The organism is Atlantibacter subterraneus (genome assembly GCF_007570865.1).
Classification (GTDB): domain Bacteria; phylum Pseudomonadota; class Gammaproteobacteria; order Enterobacterales; family Enterobacteriaceae; genus Atlantibacter; species Atlantibacter subterraneus.
In genome coordinates this window covers 443,501-461,778 of record NZ_VLPS01000001.1, presented here as the reverse complement: position 1 = coordinate 461,778, position 18,278 = coordinate 443,501, and the positions used below count along the sequence as shown (strand labels likewise).

Sequence of the window (18,278 nt, the reverse complement as noted above, 5' to 3'; positions counted from 1 at the left end):
AAAAACACTCCTTAATTAAATACGTATTGCCTGTCCGGCACTGATTTTCGCCAGCATCTGCTGGCTGACCTGGCTTAGATCGACGACTTCGCTGACGCCACCCATATTGATGGCCTCACGCGGCATGCCGAACACCACACAACTCGCTTCGTTCTGGGCGATGTTCCAGGCGCCCGCCTGGTGCATCGCCAGCATGCCCGCCGCGCCATCGTTGCCCATCCCGGTGAGGATCACCCCCACCGCGTTGCGCCCCGCGTGTTTAGCGACGGAATGAAACAGCACATCCACGGCGGGACGATGGCGATTCACCGCCGGGCCGTCGTGAATTTTGATTTGATAGTTCGCCCCGCTGCGCGACAGCTCCATATGCCGGTCGCCCGGCGCGATATAGGCGTGGCCCGGCAGTACGCGCTCGCCGTCCTCGGCTTCCTTAACGCTGATCTGGCACAGCTTATTCAGGCGTTCAGCGAAGGAGCGGGTAAACCCTGGCGGCATATGCTGGGTAATCAGCACCGCCGGGCAGGAGAGCGGCAGCGGTTGCAGCACGTGGCGGATCGCCTCAGTGCCGCCGGTAGACGCACCAATGGCAATCAGCTTCTCCGAGCTGAGCATCGGGCCAGCCTTCAGGGTTGCGGGAACCGCCTGCTGGGCGCGGGTAGCGACTTTTGCGCGCGCTGCGGTGCGCACTTTTTCGGCGATCATTTCGCTGTACGCCAGCATTCCTTCACGGATGCCGAGCTGCGGTTTGGTGACGAAGTCTACCGCGCCCAGTTCCAGTGCGCGCAGCGTCACTTCCGAGCCTTTGCCGGTCAGGGAAGAGACCATCACCACCGGCATGGGCCGCAGGCGCATCAGCTTTTCCAGAAAATCCAGCCCATCCATGCGCGGCATTTCCACATCCAGCGTCAGCACATCCGGGTTGAATTTTTTGATTAAATCCCGGGCCACTAACGGATCGGGCGCCGTCGCCACCATTTCCATATCGCTATGACTGTTGATGATTTCCGTCATGATTTGACGCATCAACGCCGAGTCATCTACAGACAGCACCTTGATTTTACTCATTGTCTTTCCTTACTCAGCGCGTAAACCGTCTGACCGCGAAGCCAGAAATCGCGGCTGAGATTACTGAAATTCTCTGAATGCCCGGCGAACAATAACCCCCCCGGCTTGAGTAACGGCACAAAACGCTTGAGGATCTCCTGCTGTGTTTCTTTATCAAAATAAATCATCACGTTGCGGCAAAAGATGGCGTCAAACGGGCCGGGTACGTTGTACTGCTTATCCAACAAATTCAGCGCAGCGAACTGAACGGCGTTGCCGAGTTCGCTGCGCACGCGCACCAGCCCTGCATGGGGGCCGGTGCCGCGCATAAAATAGCGTTGCAACTGCTGCGGAGAGAGGGTCTTAAGCTCTTCCTGGCGGTAGATCGCGCTCTGCGCCTTTTGCAGCACTTCGGTGTCGATGTCGCTGCCGAACACGTTGAAACGGCCCGGGGCGATGCCCAGCGCGTCGGCAAGCGTGATGGCGATGGAGTACGGCTCCTCCCCCGTCGAGGCGGCGGCGCTCCATACCCGGTACTCCCCGCTGCGTTTACGCGCATGGTCGGCCAGCACCGGAAAGTGGTGGGCCTCGCGGAAAAACGCCGTCAGGTTGGTGGTTAATGAGTTAACAAAAGCCTGCCATTCTGCGCTGTTCGGGTTCGCTTCCAGCATACTCAGATAGCGACCAAAATCGTCGAGACCCAGGGTGCGTAACCGGCGAACCAGCCGGTTATAAACCATGTCCCTTTTATGCTCAGCCAATACAATCCCGGCGCGCTGATAAATCAGTTGGCATATCCGACGAAAATGCGCGTCGGATAGCGCGAGGCGCTGGGTCATCTGAAACAGTAATGACGTTTGCCCATTGGGCAGAGATGATGTCATAGCGCCTTCTTTACATAGATTCAGGTTAAAACCGGCACCCGTTGCGGGGTGACTGCCACTTCACTGTCCTCCCGGACAATACTTTCAAGATTAAATGCCGATACCAGCGTGGTGAGACGCTCGGCCTGTCCGGACAGCGAATCGGTCGCGGCGGCGGCTTCTTCGACTAACGCGGCGTTTTGCTGCGTCACCTGATCCATTTGGCTTACCGCCTGGGCAACCTGCTCAATCCCGCGGCGCTGCTCATCGGAAGCCGAGGCGATCTCCCCCATAATGTCGTTGACCTGGGTAACGGAACGAACAATTTCCGACATGGTATTGGCAGCGGTATCCACCAGCTGCGAGCCCTGCTGCACCCGGGAAACCGACTCGTCGATCAACACCTTGATCTCTTTGGCCGCCTGAGCGCTGCGGCTGGCCAGATTGCGCACTTCACCGGCAACCACCGCGAATCCGCGTCCCTGTTCCCCGGCGCGCGCCGCTTCTACCGCCGCGTTCAGCGCCAGGATATTGGTCTGGAACGCTATCCCGTCAATCACGTTGGTGATGTCGCTGATTTTCTGCGAGCTGACCTCAATGCCGCGCATGGTGCTGGCGACGTTGGCCGCCTGATCGCCGCCCCGCTGCGCGGTTTGCGCCGCGTCGCGCGCCAGCTGCGAGGCCTGGCGAGCGTTATCGGCGTTCTGGCCGACGGTAGCCGTCAGTTGCTCCATACTGGCGGCGGTTTCCGCCAGCGACGCCGCCTGCTGCTCGGTACGCGCCGACAGATCGTTATTCCCGGCGGCAATTTCACCGATGCCGGTATGCATTTGATGGCTGCCCTGGCGTACCTGCCCCAGGGTGTCGCGCAAGCGGGTTTGCATCGATTTCAGGGTGGCGAAAATCAGCGAGATCTCGTTACGGCCATACACCTCAATGGTGCGTGCCAGATTGCCATCGGCGATGCTGTCGAAATGGCTGCGCACGATGGCCAGCGGCGTGACGACCATGTTGCGTACCCACCACAGCGAGCCCAGCAGCAGCACCAGCGCCGAAATGGTCCCCACGGCGAAAATCAGCCCGGAGATCCGCAGGTTTAGCTGACTGTCTTCGCTCGCCTGGCGAACAAACAGGCTGATATGCTGCTGCCAGGCGTCGTAACTAACGTCAAACGCCTTTTGCGACTGCTGCGCCGGGGCGGTCAGGAAATCAGAAAGCTGATTGTTTTCCAGCCAGGTCGCCTGATGCTCGATATCATCCCGCCAGGTTTTAAAGCTTTGCGCCGTCGAGGCTTTCATCGCCTCGCCGTCTGCCGTCAGCGCCTCAATCGCCATAAACTGCTCAAACAGCGCGTCCCCCTGCTTGAGGCTACTGCGCGCGGCGGTCATCAGCGCTTTGATCTCCTCCGGCGGATAGCTCAGCGCCGTCAGGGTGCCCGCGCGGTTCAGGGCGGTGCCCGCTTCCAGCAACGCCGCGCGAGTCTGGGTCAGGGTGTCGCGCTGGTGATTGCTGGCCTCCACCATTTTCAGGTTCTGGTTGTCATCGCGAAACGCCCAGAATGACAGGCCGTTACTGCTGATCTGCAATATTCCGCAGAGGATCATCAGTAACATCAAACTGGTCGAGATACGGATACGGTTAAACATTCACTCTCCCACATGGCAACATTGCCGATTCAATCCCGTCATACTTCAAGTTGCCGCATTGTTGGGTATGCTCCCCCGTTCCTGGTCCCTTCTCCCTGTCGCCCATACAACCGCTCAAACTACTCAGGGTGGTTATTAAAATGTTTCCCAGTTGTCGTCCTGGCCGCTGGCAAGAGCCTTACGAGGGGTAAGCGCGGGGGCGCCACCTCTGGGGTTCTCATCGCGGACAGGGTGCGAGTCCTGGTGTGTTGTTGGTTGTGTGTGTAAACGAAAAGCGGAAACGGCCTGGGTCAACAGACTGGCCTGTTCTTCCAGCGCCACGGCGGCGGCGGCGGATTGCTCCACCAGCGAGGCGTTCTGTTGGGTCACGCGGTCCATCTCGGAAACCGCCAGCGCCACCTGGTCGATGCCGCGGCTCTGTTCATCCGACGCCGAGGCGATTTCTCCCATGATGTCGGTGACACGGGTGACGGCGTTGACGATGTCCTGCATGGTATCGCCCGCGCTTTCCACCAGCACCGAGCCGGTATCCACGCGCGCCACAGAATCTTCGATCAGCGCTTTAATTTCTTTTGCGGCCTGGGCACTGCGGCTGGCAAGGTTACGGACTTCCCCGGCCACCACCGCGAAACCCCGTCCCTGCTCCCCGGCGCGGGCCGCTTCTACGGCGGCGTTCAGCGCCAGAATATTGGTCTGGAAGGCGATGCCGTCGATCACGCTGGTGATATCGGCGATTTTCTTCGAGCTGGCGGCGATGTCGTGCATGGTATTGACCACGCCGTCCACCACTTTACCGCCGCGCCCGGCGGTTTCTGAGGCGCTCTGCGCCAGCAGTGACGCCTGGCGGGCGTTCTCGGCGTTCTGTTTCACCGTCGCGGTCAGTTGCTCCATACTGGCGGCGGTTTCTTCCAGCGAGGCCGCCTGCTGTTCGGTGCGTGAAGAGAGGTCATTATTCCCGGCGGCGATTTCGCTGGTGCCGGTATAAATGGCGTCAGAGCCTTCGCGCACGCTGGTGACAGTGTCGATCAGCTCCTGCTGCATATGCTGAACGCTGGCGGCCAGCGCGGTGATTTCGTTGCGCCCGGCAATAGCGAGTCTCGGGGTCAGATCGCCGCTGGCGATTTTATGAATATGGCTGATGACCTGGCTCAGCGGGTTCAGCAAGGCGTTACGGATGCCAAACCACACCAGCACCATCACCACCAACAGGGCGATGCCCAGCGCGCCTAACTGCCACAGCGCCAGACGATAATCCGCTTTGCTGCTGTCGTACGCGGCCTGGTAGAGTTCGATATTCAGCGCTTCGTACGCTTTGATCGCTTTATCGAGTGCGTTTTGTTTTCCCTGGGTGGCCTGGGCGAAATAGGCGTCCATATTGCCGGTTTCAAGGAACTGCACCAGTTCGGTCAGCGCCGCGTTGTAGTCGTTGTACGCTTTTTCCACATCACTGATGGCGCTGGTCATGGCCGGTAAATTGATATGGCTTTGCTGGAAGGCGGCGAAATGTTCCTGGGCGCTTTTTAACGTGGCTTTGGCGCTGTTGAGTAAATCTGTTTTAGCGCTGCTTTGCTGGATTGTCGGCGTCATCAACATGCGTGCCGAGGAGCGGCTGAGGTTGATGCGGGTCTGCAGCATCATTTCCCAGGTTGCATTCAGTTCACCCTGCTGGATGCGCAGCTCGTGTGAAATGCCGAAAGTCTCCTGATTTTCTTTTACTGAGGTAAAAAACAGCCCGCCGGAAATCAGTTGCAGCAGGGCAAACACCACCAAAACAACCATTAACAGAGTGACGACGCGAATACGGTTCAGCATACAGATAACGCCTTCTAAGCAGGTCTACTGTGGCTGTTATCGGCACGTGACGAAGGAACTTTATTGCCTGGATGCAATTTGCCATAGCCCGGAGGAGCTTAAAAAGCAATATCCACCACCAGCGTATCGCTGTAGTTTCCGGCGGGCGGTGTGTTCTGGGTAGCGAGGATCCGGGCGGTGTAGTTATAGGTGCGCAATAGCCCATCGGTGCTAAGCTGCGACGAATCCGCGCTGGCCCAGCGCTCCGTTCCCGACACGCCCCAGCGGTTAATGCTGCTGCCCTTGAATATTTCATAGCTCAGCCGGTTCGCACCGCTGGCCATATTGCGCACGTTACCGCTGGGGTAAAGGCCGTTATTGATCCCTACGCTATAGACGCTGCCTTTGGTGCAGGTAATCGAAATGCTTTGCGAAACCGGCGCAAAGTCCTTGACCAGCGGCGCGCTGTTAAAATTGATCGTGGGCGCGGCGATGGCGATGCAGTCGTTAGTGACCGAGAGCGTAATTTGGGTGGTGATGTCCACCGTGCCGGTTTGCAACGTCAGGCAGACCGCCACGCCCACCGCGCAAATATTAAAGTTCACCCGCAGCGTCAGGTTGACCTGCCACAGCCCGGCGCTGACGTTTTGCCCGTTAACAGTGCGAATAAACAGCGGAAAATTGTAGGTCTGGCTGTTCAGCAGGCCCAGCAACACGCCAGCGTTGAAGCGATAGTTGCCGCTCACCGGGATTTCACTGCCCGCCGGGCAGCCGGACTGGACGCACAGCTGAATGGGGATCAGATCGGTGGAGGCGGGATTGGTGGTATTGCGTAACGCCGCGCGGGTGCCGGCGCTGGAAGTGGCGTTCAATAGCGTAATGGTCACGTTATCGTTATTCAGCAGGTTCAGCACTTTGTCACAGTTCAGCGTCACCACCGAGGTAGTGTTAAGCACGGTGCTGTTAACGGTAAACGAGGTTTGGGTACCGAACGCGGCGTTGTTATTGGTGACGCGGCAATCCGCCTGCGCCGCGGCGCTGCTCGCCAGCAGAATAATTAACAGCAGCAGGCGCATCATGGCGCGAGCCCTTTACAGATAATCGGCCCCTCGGTTTCCAGCCGATGACTGCGCGGTTTATCCAGCACCAGCGTGGCGCGACACTGCCTGCCGTCAGGCAGCGTCACGTCAAGCACGTTATATTCACCGACGCTCTCCAGAAACGCCAGCCCGTCATAGCCGACCGGCGTCGGCGGCTGGCCTCGGCGCAGGATCTGGCTGGAAACCGGGATCGCCGCGTTGTTCTCATCATGCAGGATCACGTTAACTACCCGCTCCTGCTCCATCGGAAATTCCACCAGATAACCGCTGTTGCGCCGCAGCGCCAGCCGCCGGTCGGTCTCTTTTATTCGGGTATCGGCAGGCAGATCCAGCGTATCGATGCTGTAATTGGCCGGGTAATAGGCGGTGACGCCGCTGATCAACAGATAGCCGTCGTTATCGGTTTTCCCGACTGGCTGATTTTCAAAGTTGACGGTGATATCCGGCTGACCGTCGGTGCTGATCACCGCGAAGGCGTCATTGATTTGGTTGGCGGCGAACAGTTTGTTATCCATCATTACCAGCGCGCCGCGCAGTTCGCCCCAGCTGGTGTAGCTCTCGCGATCGCCATAGACGCCGCCCTGGGCTTCCAGTTTATTATTGCGCCAGCCGAGCGTCGCCTGCTGGTAGTCCGGGTCCCGCGACTGGCGGGCATAGGCCAGGTTATAGCTGAAGCCGCCGTCGCTGGGCATCGCGCGATTGTAGTTCACCCACTGGGTGCTGCCGCCGTCCGGCGTCGATTCCACACTGACCGCGGCGCTGTGCAGCCTGCCGAGTGGGATCTGTAACGACATCGCCATAGACCAGCCGTCCCGGGCGGGATCGTGGCTGGCGGAGAGATACAGGCTGCTGTTGGCCCAGATATTTTTGCTCCAGAACAGGTTTACCAGCCTGGTGTGCTTATCATCAAAGCTTTCGATATCCAGCCACGCCGCGCCCAGGTTACCAAATTCCCCCATGTTGTAGGACAGGGAATACTGCGCGCTGCTACGGCTTAGGCTGGCGACTGGCTGATTATCTTCCGCCACGGGCGCGGGGCGATCGTACAGCGCCAGATTGCTGAAGCCCTGGCTGCGGCGGGTATGCTGGGTGGCGAGATTGAAGCGGCTGGCGCTGTACTGATAGCCCCAGTTGATCTGTTCCCCCGCGCGTCCGCGCACCCGGCTGTGGGTCCACGCGCCGTTCGCCACCCCGAACTGTCCGAGCTTGACCAGCGAACCGACGCCGCCCAGCGCCAGCGACTCGGCACCTTCGAGATGAGTTTCTGCCGTCCAGTAATCGGTGACGCCGTGCCGCCAGCTGGCGCTGCCTACCGCCGGGCCGTAGTCAAAATTCTTGATCCCGTAATTGCGCCGTAGCGCGCCGAGAGTCAGCGCCCCGTCGTTCAATCCGGCCTGAAGAAGCTCACTTGCCACGTAAAACGGCAGGGTCGTGGAAACCTGTCTGCCCAGGGCATCGGTTGTCACCACCACCGCATCCCCCGCGCCGTTGACATAGGGCAAATTGGTGAGGGTAAACGGCCCTGGCTCCAGCTGACTGGAGCCAGTACGGTAACCATTGATAAATAAATCAACGCTGGTAGGGACGGCGGCCTCGCCGGAAAAAACCGGCACGGGCCAGGTCACCAGATCCGGGCGCAGCGAAAAATCGCGCCCCACGGTGATCCCCCCGACCCGCACGCTGTTACTCCAGCTCAGCCCATCGCTGATTACATCCCCCAGCGACCAGGTGATGGCGCTGGATTCCTGGTTGATGCTGTAGGTGGTGTCGTAGCGCGTATACCCTTGCGGCTGCCCGTCTGCGCCGCCCAGATTCTGGCGCACGGTGCCGGTGGAAGAGAGTGAACCGGTATCGTTGAAAAAGCGCAGCTCGTGCCATACCGACGCCTGGCGCGTGCCGCCTTCGGTGCTGTTGGCGTAAAAATCATAATTGAGCAGCGCGCCCTGCCCGCTGCGCGCCACCACGCGCGGATTGCCGTTGCCGAAGGTTACTTCCCGCTCCGGTACCCACTCTTTCGGCACCGTCAGCAGCAGCTTTTGGTTAACGCTGTCGTAGCGATATTCACTCTCCGGCAGGCTGGCGAGGGCGATATCGCCCTGGGGCAGTTTATCCACCGGAATACCGCCGCGTTGCAGATCGGCGCTCGACGCCCACAGGCCGCCGTCCCGCCGTTGCACCGGGATCACCAACCCGGTTTCGTAATGGTTAACTACCAGCGCCAGGTGGTAAACGCCCTGCTGGTTGATGGCCTGAGCATCGGGTGGCGGCGGCAGCAGATCGTCATCCTGCTGCGCGCGCCCGGTGGCGGAACAGAAACAGAGCATCATCATCAGGCTGGTCCGGCCTAACGCTGCGCCGGCGCACGCCATACGCTCTCCCTGGCGTTGACGGAGGCGGAAAGCTGGGTCGGATTCGCCATGCCGGACGGCAGCGGCCAGCTGCGCGAACTGCCCGGCAGCACGTAGCCCAGCAGCCCCTGCGCCAGCGTGCGGCGGGAGCCGCCTTGCTGTACCGTTACCTCGCTCAGGCGGACGTGGATTTTGTCATTATTGCTCACCTGAATCGCCGGTTTCCCGTTGTGATTCACCACCTGCCAGCGCAGCTGTTGGGTCGAGACCAGCGCGTGGTGGGTTCCCTCGCGCTGCACCTTAATCCCCTGCCCGTAAACGAACAGCGGGATGGAATAGCGCATTTGCAATTTCAAACCCATCTGCGGTTTTTGCAGGCTGTTCGGCTGGGGAATTTCATCGACCACGATGCGGTATGCCTGTTCGACGTTGGCGGGCACCGCACCCTGTTTAATCAGGCGGATCAGCTGTTTTTTATTGCCGTCGATGCGCACAATCGGCGGGCTGGCGACCACCTCCTGCTGGGCGCTGTAGCGCTCGCTGCCGCCCTCCTGTTTCCAGCGGATGATCCGCACCTGCATGGTAGTCGGCTGGCTGCCCTGATTCTGGATCCACAGCTCTGCCGCGCCGTCATCGGGCTTCAGCACCGGATCGATAGGCCAAATCAGGATATTGCTCGCCGCCCACGCGGCATCAAAAAAGGGGCTAAAAAACAACGCGATTGCGACAGCTCCTGGCAACAAACGCCTGTGTCTCATTCTGTTTTCCTTATTACCATGACAGGGTCACGGTTAATTGATCGCTGTAGGTTCCCGCCGGGCTCATGCCGGTAAGCTGCGCGGCGGCAAAGATGGGCAGCGTGATGTTATTGCTGTTGGTGTAGCTCACCGTCACCGCCTGGTTAACGCCGATTTCGCTGTTGGCGGCAAGAGAGGCGGCGCTGTACAGCCGGTACGGCACGCGCTCCGCGCCGTTTGCGCGCTGCAGATTGCGCACCGAGCCGTAATGCTGTCCGCCATCGATAGCCATGCTTAGCGTCACCCCTGGGGTACAAGCCAGATTCAGCGCGGTATTTGGCACAAAGCCGGTGGTGACGCGGCGATTATCCACCCCGCTGTGCGAACCAAAATCCAGCGTGCCGAATACCCCGCCCACGCCGCTGGCGACCGAGCAGCCAGCGGCAATCGTGGCGTTAACCTGAAAGGACTGGGTGGTGACGGCGCTGGCAGGCAGCGCGATAAGCAAACCGATAACCGGCGCAACGCGGCGTAACACCCGCAGCCGCCTCGTTAATACACCACGCTGACGTTAATGGTGTCGGTATAGGTGCCGGGGATCACGGTGACGCTGTTACCGCCGCCCTGGATCCGGCCATACAGGGTGTAGTTATCGACGCCGCCGGTGGTGGAAGCGATGGGGATCGGCGCGTTGTCATCGATTTCATTATTGAAGGCGCTGTCGCTGAACAGGCTGTAGGCGACGCCCTGAGTGGCGTCGGCGGCGTTAACCAGATAGCGCCCCGGCGTGCCTGGGGTGCCGACGACGCGGGTGGGCGCGCCGTTATTGCTGCTGGTGACCTGAACGGTGTAGTCGGCGGTAGTGCACTGGATGCCGAAGCTGTTGCCGCCGCCCGCGCCCGCTAATTGGGTAGTCAGGGTATCGAAGGTGGCGGGAGAGGTACCGAAATCCAGTACGCCAAAATTGATCCCATCCTGGCTGGGCGATCCGTTAATCAAACAACCATTAGTGAGCGTTAAGGTTGCGCCAATGGTACCACTACTGGTTACCGCATAACTGGGGAGTGTTACCACGCTGAGTCCTACGCCCAGCATCATGGTCAGCAGATTTATTTTCATTAAAATTTCTCCGTCACCTTATGCCTTAAAGCCCTGCTACAGCGGTAATTTCAGGCTTTTTTCAGGCGGTTATTCAGAAATTTAGTTTAAGGTTTCGGATACATCCAGAAATATTCTGATATCTCAATCGGATGGCTTATTGACAAGTTTAAACATTAGCAATCATTAAGTTACAAACTATTAACAAGCTGATGAATGTAAATTTTGCATAATATATTGTTTGTTCTGTGATGTTATTCACAATGAAACGCTGACGTAGTTGTAACACCAGGCGAGGCAGGCAAGCTGCTGGCTAATCACCCGCGCATTGAGCTGCCCGCTAATACGCCGCCACGGATGCCTTTCCAGCCACTGAATAAACGCCGCGCAACTTTGCAGCGTGATCCGCTGCGGCGGGTAATCCTGAGAATTGCCGGTGAGTCGCGCCACCATTTTGCGCGCCGTGGCATTTTCCCACAGCTGCCAGTGATTGTTCCACCAGCCGAGACGCCAGCTACCGCCCGGATGCCATAGTGCGCCAGCATCGCTTTCCCCCTCCTCGACCACAAACCACAGATGGGTGCTGCCCGCTTTCACTTCTGGTGCCCAGGCGGTGATCGCCGCACCGCGCAGAACGCATTCGTGCGCCAGGTAGTGGTCCGTTACCGCAGCAAAGCGCCGCTTCAGGCGCTGAAAGTGACCATGCAGGGCAATGACCGGGCGAACCATCGCTCCGCTGTCGTTGCGTTTTAACGCCGCGCTGCCGTAGCGGATCGCATCAAACTGGCTGCGCGCGAGGAAGTATTGTTCTGCGGCGCGCACCCGCTCCACCAGCGGTACGTCACGCGGCTCAGCCAGGGCCTGGCTGTCGCTCGGGTAGCGCAGCGAGTCGCCCACCGACCAGGGGCTGTAGTTGGTGGATATTTGCACGACCCGCCCTGAATCCGTATCGGCGCTGACGATGACGTAAAGCCGCTGCTGGCGGCGTAAGCCCTGAAAAGGCAGTGTAAACACTTGAGTGGCGATTCGTGATACCGGATGTTCAGCGTCTGAAAACTGGCTTTCGCACCATACCGCCGCCTGGTTAAGCACCCGATAGGCCGTGATATCAGCATGGTGTCGCCCGGCGGCAAGCGCGGCGAACAGTTGCTCGCGCCGCGCTTGTGCAGCCAGGTTGACGCGCAGGGGCGTGAAGGCCAGACCGCAGGCGGTGCATTGCAGGCGCGGGCTGCCGGAACGGTTAGCGCCATAGCGGATCAGGCGGGCCATGCAGCCGCGCGGGCAGCCCTGCCCGGTCAGGCCGAGATGGCGCGCGAATAGCTGTGCAAACCAGTCATTGCATTCTGCTTCGTTGAACAGCGGCGGCAGGCTGCCGCATTTTCCGCAGCCGAGCGCCGGATAGCCCAGCCGAAAAACCGGCCAGACGTAGTCCGGGGCATCCGCCACGCCCAGATTGGCGCACTTCCCGCTTTTACAGACGTTCAGCCGCACCTGAAAACGGTTATCCATCACCGGGTTACCCATGCATTGTGTTAGTCGACAGAGAATGACCCGCTTTTGCATTACTGGTTGTGAGGGCTTTCACAAAAGCAAGGCTTTCAGCCGGTAAAGATAGCCGCGCCTCTTTTTCAATTAAGGAATGATGATGAAAGTTAAATACCTCTCCCTGGCGATCCTCGCGGGCTGGTGCACACAAAGCCTGGCGCAGGACGTTACGGTGATTTACACCAACGATCTCCACGCCCACGTTGAGCCATACAGCGTACCGTGGATTGCCGACGGCAAGCGTCCGGTTGGCGGGTTTGCCACCATTTCCACGCTGGTGAAGCAGGAAAAATCCCGTAACCCTGCCACCTTCTATTTTGACGCCGGAGACTATTTTACCGGCCCGTATATCAGCAGCCTGACCAAAGGCAAAGCGATTATCGATATCCTCAATACCATGTCACTGGATGCAGCGTCGGTAGGTAACCATGAATTCGACCATGGCTGGGACAATACCCTGCTACAACTGAGCCAGGCGAAGTTCCCGATTCTGCTGGGTAACGTGTTTTACCAGAACAGCTCGGTGCCGTTCTGGAATAAGCCCTACACCATTCTGGAAAAAGACGGCGTCAAAATTGGCGTGATCGGTCTTCACGGGGTGTTCGCCTTTGACGATACCGTTTCGGCGGCGATGCGCCAGGGCATTGAAGCGCGCGACGAGGTGAAATGGCTCCAGCACTATCTGGATGAACTGCACGGCAAGGTAGATATCACCGTGGCGCTGGTACACGAAGGCATACCGGCGCGCCAGTCCAGTAAGGGCAGCACCGACGTGAAGCGGGCGCTGGATAAAGATATTCAAACCGCCAGCCAGGTGAAAGGCCTGGATCTGCTGATCACCGGCCACGCCCACGTCGGCACGCCAGAACCGATTAAAGTGGGCAATACGCTGATCCTGTCCACCGACAGCGGCGGCATTGATATCGGCAAACTGGTGCTCGACGTTAACCCGAAAACGCGCTCCCACACGGTAAAAAGCTTCGAGTTAAAAACCCTTTTTGCCGACGAATGGAAGCCTGATCCGGTGACCCAGCAGACCATCGATAAGTGGAACAAACAGCTGCAACAGACGGTCAACCAGCAGATTGGCGAAACGCCCATCGCTCTGACCCGCGCTTACGGTGAATCCTCTTCACTCGGCAATCTGTTCACCGATGCGATGATGGCGGCAGCGCCGGATGCCCAGATGGCGGTGACCAACTCCGGCGGGCTGCGCGCAGATATTAATGCCGGGGAAATTACCCTCGGTGATGTGATCAGCGCCTTCCCATTCCCCAACGAGCTGACGGTGATGGATCTCAACGGCAAACAGGTGCGTAACCTGATGGAGCACAGCGCATCACTTTCCAACGGCGTGTTGCAGGCGTCAAAAGGGGTCATGATGCGCTATGACACCCATAAAGCGCTGGGGGCGCGGGTGACACTGTTAACCCTCAACGGCAAGCCCATCGTGGATAATCAGGTGTATCGCGTGGCGACCAACAGTTTCCTTGCGCCGGGAGGCGACGGATTTATGGCCTTTACCGAGGGGACCAACAAGCAGGTGCGCGGCGGATACAACTTATCAGATGCGCTCATCGATTATCTGAAAGCGGGCAATAAAATCGACCCGGCGGTGGTGAACGAAAAGCGGGTAGAAGAAAGTAAGTGATAAAAAAGCCCGGCAGGTTGCGCCTGCCGGGCTTTATGATGATTACGCCACGCGCGCCGCGGCGCTGTCCAGCAGCGCCATTTCTTCGCTGTTGAGCAATTTCTCGATGTTCACCAGAATCAGCATCCGGTCGCCCACCGCGCCGAGGCCGGTCAGGTATTCGGTAGACAGGGTCACGGCGAATTCCGGTGCCGGGCGGATCTGATCGTTAGTCAGCGACAGCACGTCGGACACGCCGTCCACCACAATCCCCACCACGCGCTGGCCCAGGTTCAGCACGATTACCACGGTGTTGTCGTTGTAATCCACATCTTCTTGATTGAATTTAATGCGCAAGTCGACAATCGGCACGATCACGCCGCGCAGGTTGGTCACGCCCTTGATGAACGACGGGGTGTTGGCAATGCGGGTGACCTGATCGTAGCCGCGGATCTCCTGCACTTTCAGAATGTCGATGCCGTATTCTTCATCGCCGAGGGTGAATACCAGAAACTCCTGGCCAGACGGCTCTCCGGCCAGCTTGGTTACATTACTCATACCGGTCATTTGCATATTTTCCTAAGCTTATCAGGCGGCTGTCTGCGCCACACGTTGTTCACGATTAAGACCTTGCAGCGCGGATACATCAACGATCAGCGCCACGCTTCCATCACCCAGAATAGTGGCGGCAGAAATACCCGGCACCTTGCGATAGTTGCTTTCGAGATTTTTCACTACCACCTGGTGCTGGCCAATTAACTGATCGACCAACAGCGCGTAACGGCGGTTAGCGCTTTGCAGGATCACCACGATGCCCTGGGTGGCCTGGGTTTTCGCACCTTCGACGTCAAACACTTTCCACAATTCCACCAGCGGCAGGTATTCACCGCGCACTTCCAGCACGCGCTCGCCACCCGCCAGCGGGTGTAAATCTTCTTCACGCGGCTGCAGAGATTCCATCACCGCGTTGAGCGGCAGAATGAACACTTCTTCGTTCACTTTCACCGACATGCCGTCAAGAATGGCGAGGGTCAGCGGCAACAGGATGCGAATGGTGGTACCCACGCCCTGTCTGGACTGGATTTCCACATGGCCGCCCATCTCCTGGATGTTCCGTTTCACCACGTCCATCCCCACGCCGCGTCCGGAGACATCGGTCACCACTTCGGCGGTGGAGAAGCCCGGCGCAAAAATCAGCATACCGACTTCATCATCGGTCATGTTTTCGCTCACCGGCAGCCCCTGGGACATTGCTTTTGCCAGAATGCGCGCGCGGTTCAGCCCTGCGCCGTCGTCGGTGACTTCAATGCAGATGTTGCCGCCCTGGTGTTCGGCGGAGAGGATCAGGTTACCCACCGGGGATTTGCCTGCCGCTACGCGGTCTTCCGGCATTTCGATACCGTGATCGAGGCTGTTGCGCACCAGGTGAGTCAGCGGATCGATAATGCGTTCAATCAGGCTCTTATCCAGCTCGGTTGAGCTGCCCTGGAGCGTGAGTTCAATCTGCTTGCCGAGCTTGCCCGCCAGGTCCCGCACCAGACGCGGGAAGCGGCTGAAGACGTACTCCATCGGCATCATGCGGATCGACATCACCGACTCTTGCAGATCGCGGGCGTTGCGTTCCAGCTGGCTCATGCTGGTGATCAGATCGCCGTGAGTGACCGGGTCCAGCTCGTTAGAGCGCTGGGCCAGCATCGACTGGGTGATCACCAGTTCACCCACCAGGTTAATCAACTGGTCGACTTTCTCAACCGCCACGCGGATGCTGGTGTTTTCACGCTCGCGGGTCGCCGGTTTCTGCTCGCGTTCGGCGCGGGCGGGCGCGGCGGCCACCGGCGCAGCAGCAGGGACAGGCGCAGGTTTGGTTTCTTCAACCACCGGTACGGCTACGGCTTCTACCGGCTGCGGCGCGGCATTACCCGGTGTGGAAAAGGCGATCTGCTCCGGCTCGACCACAAAGCACAGCACCGCGCTGATGTCATCGGCGCTGACGCTGGTATCCAGCGTCGCGCTCAGGGTGTTTTCGCCCTGCACTACGTCGCTCAGGTCGCCCAGGTTGGCGAGCTCTTCCTGCAACAGCGCCACTTCGCTGGCTTTTAAGCCGCTTAAGGTGATGCGCAGTTTGCCATCGGCGGCGGCGGGCGCAGCCGCCTGCGGTTCCGGCGTCACCAGCGTCAGCGGTGCCGCTTGCGCGCTGGCTTCGCCCTTCGCTTCCAGCGCAAGCTGGCGCAGCGCCTGGCAGATGTATTCGAAGCTGGCAGCGTCCGGCTCTTCTGAACTTTTATACGCGTCGAGCTGTTCCTGCATAATATCTTTGGTTTCCAAAAACAGGTTGATAATGTCGGTGTTGAGTTGCATCTCACCGCGCCGGGCTTCATCAAGCAGGTTTTCCATCAGATGCGTGGTTTCCTGCAACACGCTAAATCCAAATGTGCCGGCACCGCCTTTTATGGAGTGGGCAGCACGGAAAATGGCATTCAGTTGCTCTGAATCCGGCGCTTCGGGCGCCAAAGAGAGCAGATGCTGCTCCATATCCGCTAACAGTTCGTCAGCCTCATCAAAAAACGTTTGATAAAAATCGCTGATATCCATACTCACGCTATCACCTCTGACCCGGTTGTGGCGGTGTTGAGTTCGTCGCCGGGGGCACTGCTCCCGGTTGGGCTAAATCGCTGAGAGAGCCGTTCTGGCTGTCGGCATTCTCATGCAATATCGATTGCTCGGTCTGCTTGTTGAGCACCAGAATGCTGATGCGCCGGTTGATGGCTTCATCCGGCCCTTTGTCGGCCAGCTTCATGGTGGCCGACATGCCGACAACGCGCAGCACTTTGCCGTCGTCAAGGCCGCCGATCACCAGCTCGCGCCGCGAGGCGTTCGCGCGGTCCGCCGACAGTTCCCAGTTGCTGTAGTAGCGTTCGCCGGAAGCATAAGGAATATCGTCGGTGTGGCCTGACAAGCTGATTCGGTTGGGAATGCTGTTCAGCACAGGCGCGATGGCGCGCAGGATATCGCGCATGTACGGCTCCACTTCGGCACTCCCGGTTTTAAACATCGGGCGGTTCTGGCTGTCGATAATCTGAATACGTAACCCTTCCGGCGTCAGGTCGATGCGCAAATGCGGGCGCAGCGCGCGCAGTTTCGGGTCAGATTCAATCAGCTGGTCCAGATCGCCACGCAATTTTTTCAGCCGGCTGGTTTCCATGCGCTTTTTCAGCTCATCGATATCCGGCTCTTTTTTTACTTCACCCTGCGCCTGGGTGTAATCATCGCCACCGCCCGGGATCGGGCTTTCGCTGTCGGCGATGCGCTGCCCGCCGGTGATCGCGGCAGAAAGCGGGGTACGGAAATAGTCGGCAATTTGTACCAACTCTTTAGGGCTGGCGATGGAAATCAGCCACATCACCAGAAAGAACGCCATCATCGCAGTCATAAAGTCGGCATAGGCAATCTTCCACGATCCGTGAGCCCCCCCGCCGTGGCCTTTATGTTTGCGTTTCTTAACGATAACGATCGGGCGATGTTGATTCTTCATGCGTCTTCCGTCGTGGTTTGCTGGTTCGGTGATTTCACGGCGCGCACATGCTCATCCAGCTCGATAAACGACGGACGCTCGGTGGAATAGAGCGTTTTACGGCCAAACTCGACGGCGATCGGCGGCGCGTAACCGTTGAGGCTGGAGAGCAGGGTCACTTTGACGCACTGCATCATTTTGGTGGTTTCCGCGCTCTTCTGGCGCAGTACCGTCGCCAGCGGCGAGATAAAACCGTAAGCCAGCAGAATGCCGAGGAAGGTCCCCACCATGGCGTGGGCGATCAGCGCGCCCAGCTCTGCCGCCGGACGATCTGCAGACGCCAGCGCATGGACCACGCCCATCACCGCCGCCACGATGCCGAACGCCGGGAGCGAGTCGCCCATGATCGCCAGGCTGTTGGCCGGGATCTCGCACTCGTTCTCATGGGTTTCGATCTCTTCATCCATCAGCGCTTCGATTTCGAAGGTGTTCATGTTGCCGCTGATGATCAGGCGCAGATAGTCGGTGATGAATTCGAGCATCACTTTATCGGCCAGAATGCGCGGGTAGCTGGCGAAAATTTCGCTCTCTTTGGGGTTTTCGATATCCCGCTCAAGGGAGAACATCCCCTGCTGGCGTGATTTGGCCATCAGGCGATACAGCAGCGCCATCAAATCCATGTAGGTGCTTTTGTTGTATTTGGAGCCGCGAAACAACAGCGGTAACGCTTTGACCGTGGCTTTGATCGCTTTGCCGTTATTCCCGACGATAAACGCCCCTACCCCTGCCCCCCCAATGATGACAAATTCAGCAGGTTGATAGAGTGCGCCAAGGTGACCGCCGGTCATCATATAACCGCCGAACACTGTACCGAGAACAACCAGGTAACCTATAAGAATCAGCACGACATCTTCCTTCCGCTGTTGACTGTGACAAGGATTCACAAGCGAAAAGACGTTTTGTGT

General features: G+C 58.7%; 15 protein-coding genes. 1 reads left to right on the top strand and 14 read right to left on the bottom strand.

All coding sequences use genetic code 11. The annotated features are described in order from the left end of the window. Positions 1 to 15: 15 nt before the first annotated feature. The 10 genes from FND52_RS02220 to FND52_RS02175 form a co-directional block, all read right to left on the bottom strand. Positions 16 to 1,065 carry a protein-glutamate methylesterase/protein-glutamine glutaminase gene (locus tag FND52_RS02220; RefSeq protein WP_125292179.1) on the bottom strand — a complete coding sequence of 350 codons (1,050 nt, stop codon included), beginning with the start codon at positions 1,063 to 1,065 and terminating at the stop codon, positions 16 to 18. Then, positions 1,062 to 1,928 (bottom strand): protein-glutamate O-methyltransferase CheR, encoded by an 867-nt coding sequence (gene cheR / locus FND52_RS02215; protein ID WP_125292180.1) that lies wholly within the window; start codon positions 1,926 to 1,928, stop codon positions 1,062 to 1,064. Before cheR ends, FND52_RS02220 begins: the two co-directional genes overlap by 4 nt. 20 nt (positions 1,929 to 1,948) lie before the next feature. After that, positions 1,949 to 3,553, bottom strand: coding sequence for a methyl-accepting chemotaxis protein (locus tag FND52_RS02210; protein WP_144129183.1), 1,605 nt, complete (start codon positions 3,551 to 3,553; stop codon positions 1,949 to 1,951). Between the two features lie 135 nt (positions 3,554 to 3,688). After that, positions 3,689 to 5,365 carry a methyl-accepting chemotaxis protein II gene (gene tar / locus FND52_RS02205; RefSeq protein WP_144129182.1) on the bottom strand — a complete coding sequence of 559 codons (1,677 nt, stop codon included), beginning with the start codon at positions 5,363 to 5,365 and terminating at the stop codon, positions 3,689 to 3,691. A gap of 98 nt (positions 5,366 to 5,463) precedes the next feature. Further along, a complete protein-coding gene (locus FND52_RS02200) occupies positions 5,464 to 6,423 on the bottom strand; it encodes a Csu type fimbrial protein (protein ID WP_144129181.1) in 960 nt (319 codons plus the stop codon). Then, positions 6,420 to 8,813: a fimbria/pilus outer membrane usher protein gene (locus FND52_RS02195; protein WP_144129180.1), complete on the bottom strand. Its 2,394-nt coding sequence runs from the start codon at positions 8,811 to 8,813 to the stop codon at positions 6,420 to 6,422. Before FND52_RS02195 ends, FND52_RS02200 begins: the two co-directional genes overlap by 4 nt. Beyond that, positions 8,789 to 9,550, bottom strand: coding sequence for a fimbrial biogenesis chaperone (locus FND52_RS02190; RefSeq protein ID WP_144129179.1), 762 nt, complete (start codon positions 9,548 to 9,550; stop codon positions 8,789 to 8,791). The genes FND52_RS02195 and FND52_RS02190 overlap by 25 nt, the downstream gene beginning before the upstream one ends. 13 nt (positions 9,551 to 9,563) lie before the next feature. Next, positions 9,564 to 10,067, bottom strand: a complete 504-nt coding sequence (locus tag FND52_RS02185) for a Csu type fimbrial protein (protein WP_125292186.1) — start codon at positions 10,065 to 10,067, stop codon at positions 9,564 to 9,566. Between the two features lie 14 nt (positions 10,068 to 10,081). After that, positions 10,082 to 10,648 (bottom strand): Csu type fimbrial protein, encoded by a 567-nt coding sequence (locus FND52_RS02180; RefSeq protein ID WP_125292187.1) that lies wholly within the window; start codon positions 10,646 to 10,648, stop codon positions 10,082 to 10,084. 237 nt (positions 10,649 to 10,885) lie between these two features. Further along, positions 10,886 to 12,136: a cytoplasmic protein gene (locus FND52_RS02175; RefSeq protein WP_144129178.1), complete on the bottom strand. Its 1,251-nt coding sequence runs from the start codon at positions 12,134 to 12,136 to the stop codon at positions 10,886 to 10,888. A gap of 136 nt (positions 12,137 to 12,272) precedes the next feature. On the opposite strand from FND52_RS02175, the gene FND52_RS02170 reads away from it, so the two are divergent. After that, positions 12,273 to 13,823: a bifunctional metallophosphatase/5'-nucleotidase gene (locus tag FND52_RS02170; protein WP_144129177.1), complete on the top strand. Its 1,551-nt coding sequence runs from the start codon at positions 12,273 to 12,275 to the stop codon at positions 13,821 to 13,823. 42 nt (positions 13,824 to 13,865) lie between these two features. Here the strand turns inward: FND52_RS02170 and cheW are convergent, their stop codons facing one another. From cheW to motA, 4 genes are read right to left on the bottom strand one after another with little or no spacing between them, the layout of a single operon-like run. Then, positions 13,866 to 14,369 carry a chemotaxis protein CheW gene (cheW, locus tag FND52_RS02165; RefSeq protein WP_125292190.1) on the bottom strand — a complete coding sequence of 168 codons (504 nt, stop codon included), beginning with the start codon at positions 14,367 to 14,369 and terminating at the stop codon, positions 13,866 to 13,868. A 21-nt stretch (positions 14,370 to 14,390) separates the two neighbouring features. After that, positions 14,391 to 16,394 carry a chemotaxis protein CheA gene (gene cheA / locus FND52_RS02160; protein WP_125292500.1) on the bottom strand — a complete coding sequence of 668 codons (2,004 nt, stop codon included), beginning with the start codon at positions 16,392 to 16,394 and terminating at the stop codon, positions 14,391 to 14,393. Between the two features lie 10 nt (positions 16,395 to 16,404). Beyond that, positions 16,405 to 17,334: a flagellar motor protein MotB gene (motB, locus tag FND52_RS02155; RefSeq protein ID WP_144129176.1), complete on the bottom strand. Its 930-nt coding sequence runs from the start codon at positions 17,332 to 17,334 to the stop codon at positions 16,405 to 16,407. Beyond that, positions 17,331 to 18,218 (bottom strand): flagellar motor stator protein MotA, encoded by an 888-nt coding sequence (motA, locus tag FND52_RS02150; RefSeq protein WP_125292192.1) that lies wholly within the window; start codon positions 18,216 to 18,218, stop codon positions 17,331 to 17,333. The genes motB and motA overlap by 4 nt, the downstream gene beginning before the upstream one ends. Positions 18,219 to 18,278: the final 60 nt, after the last annotated feature.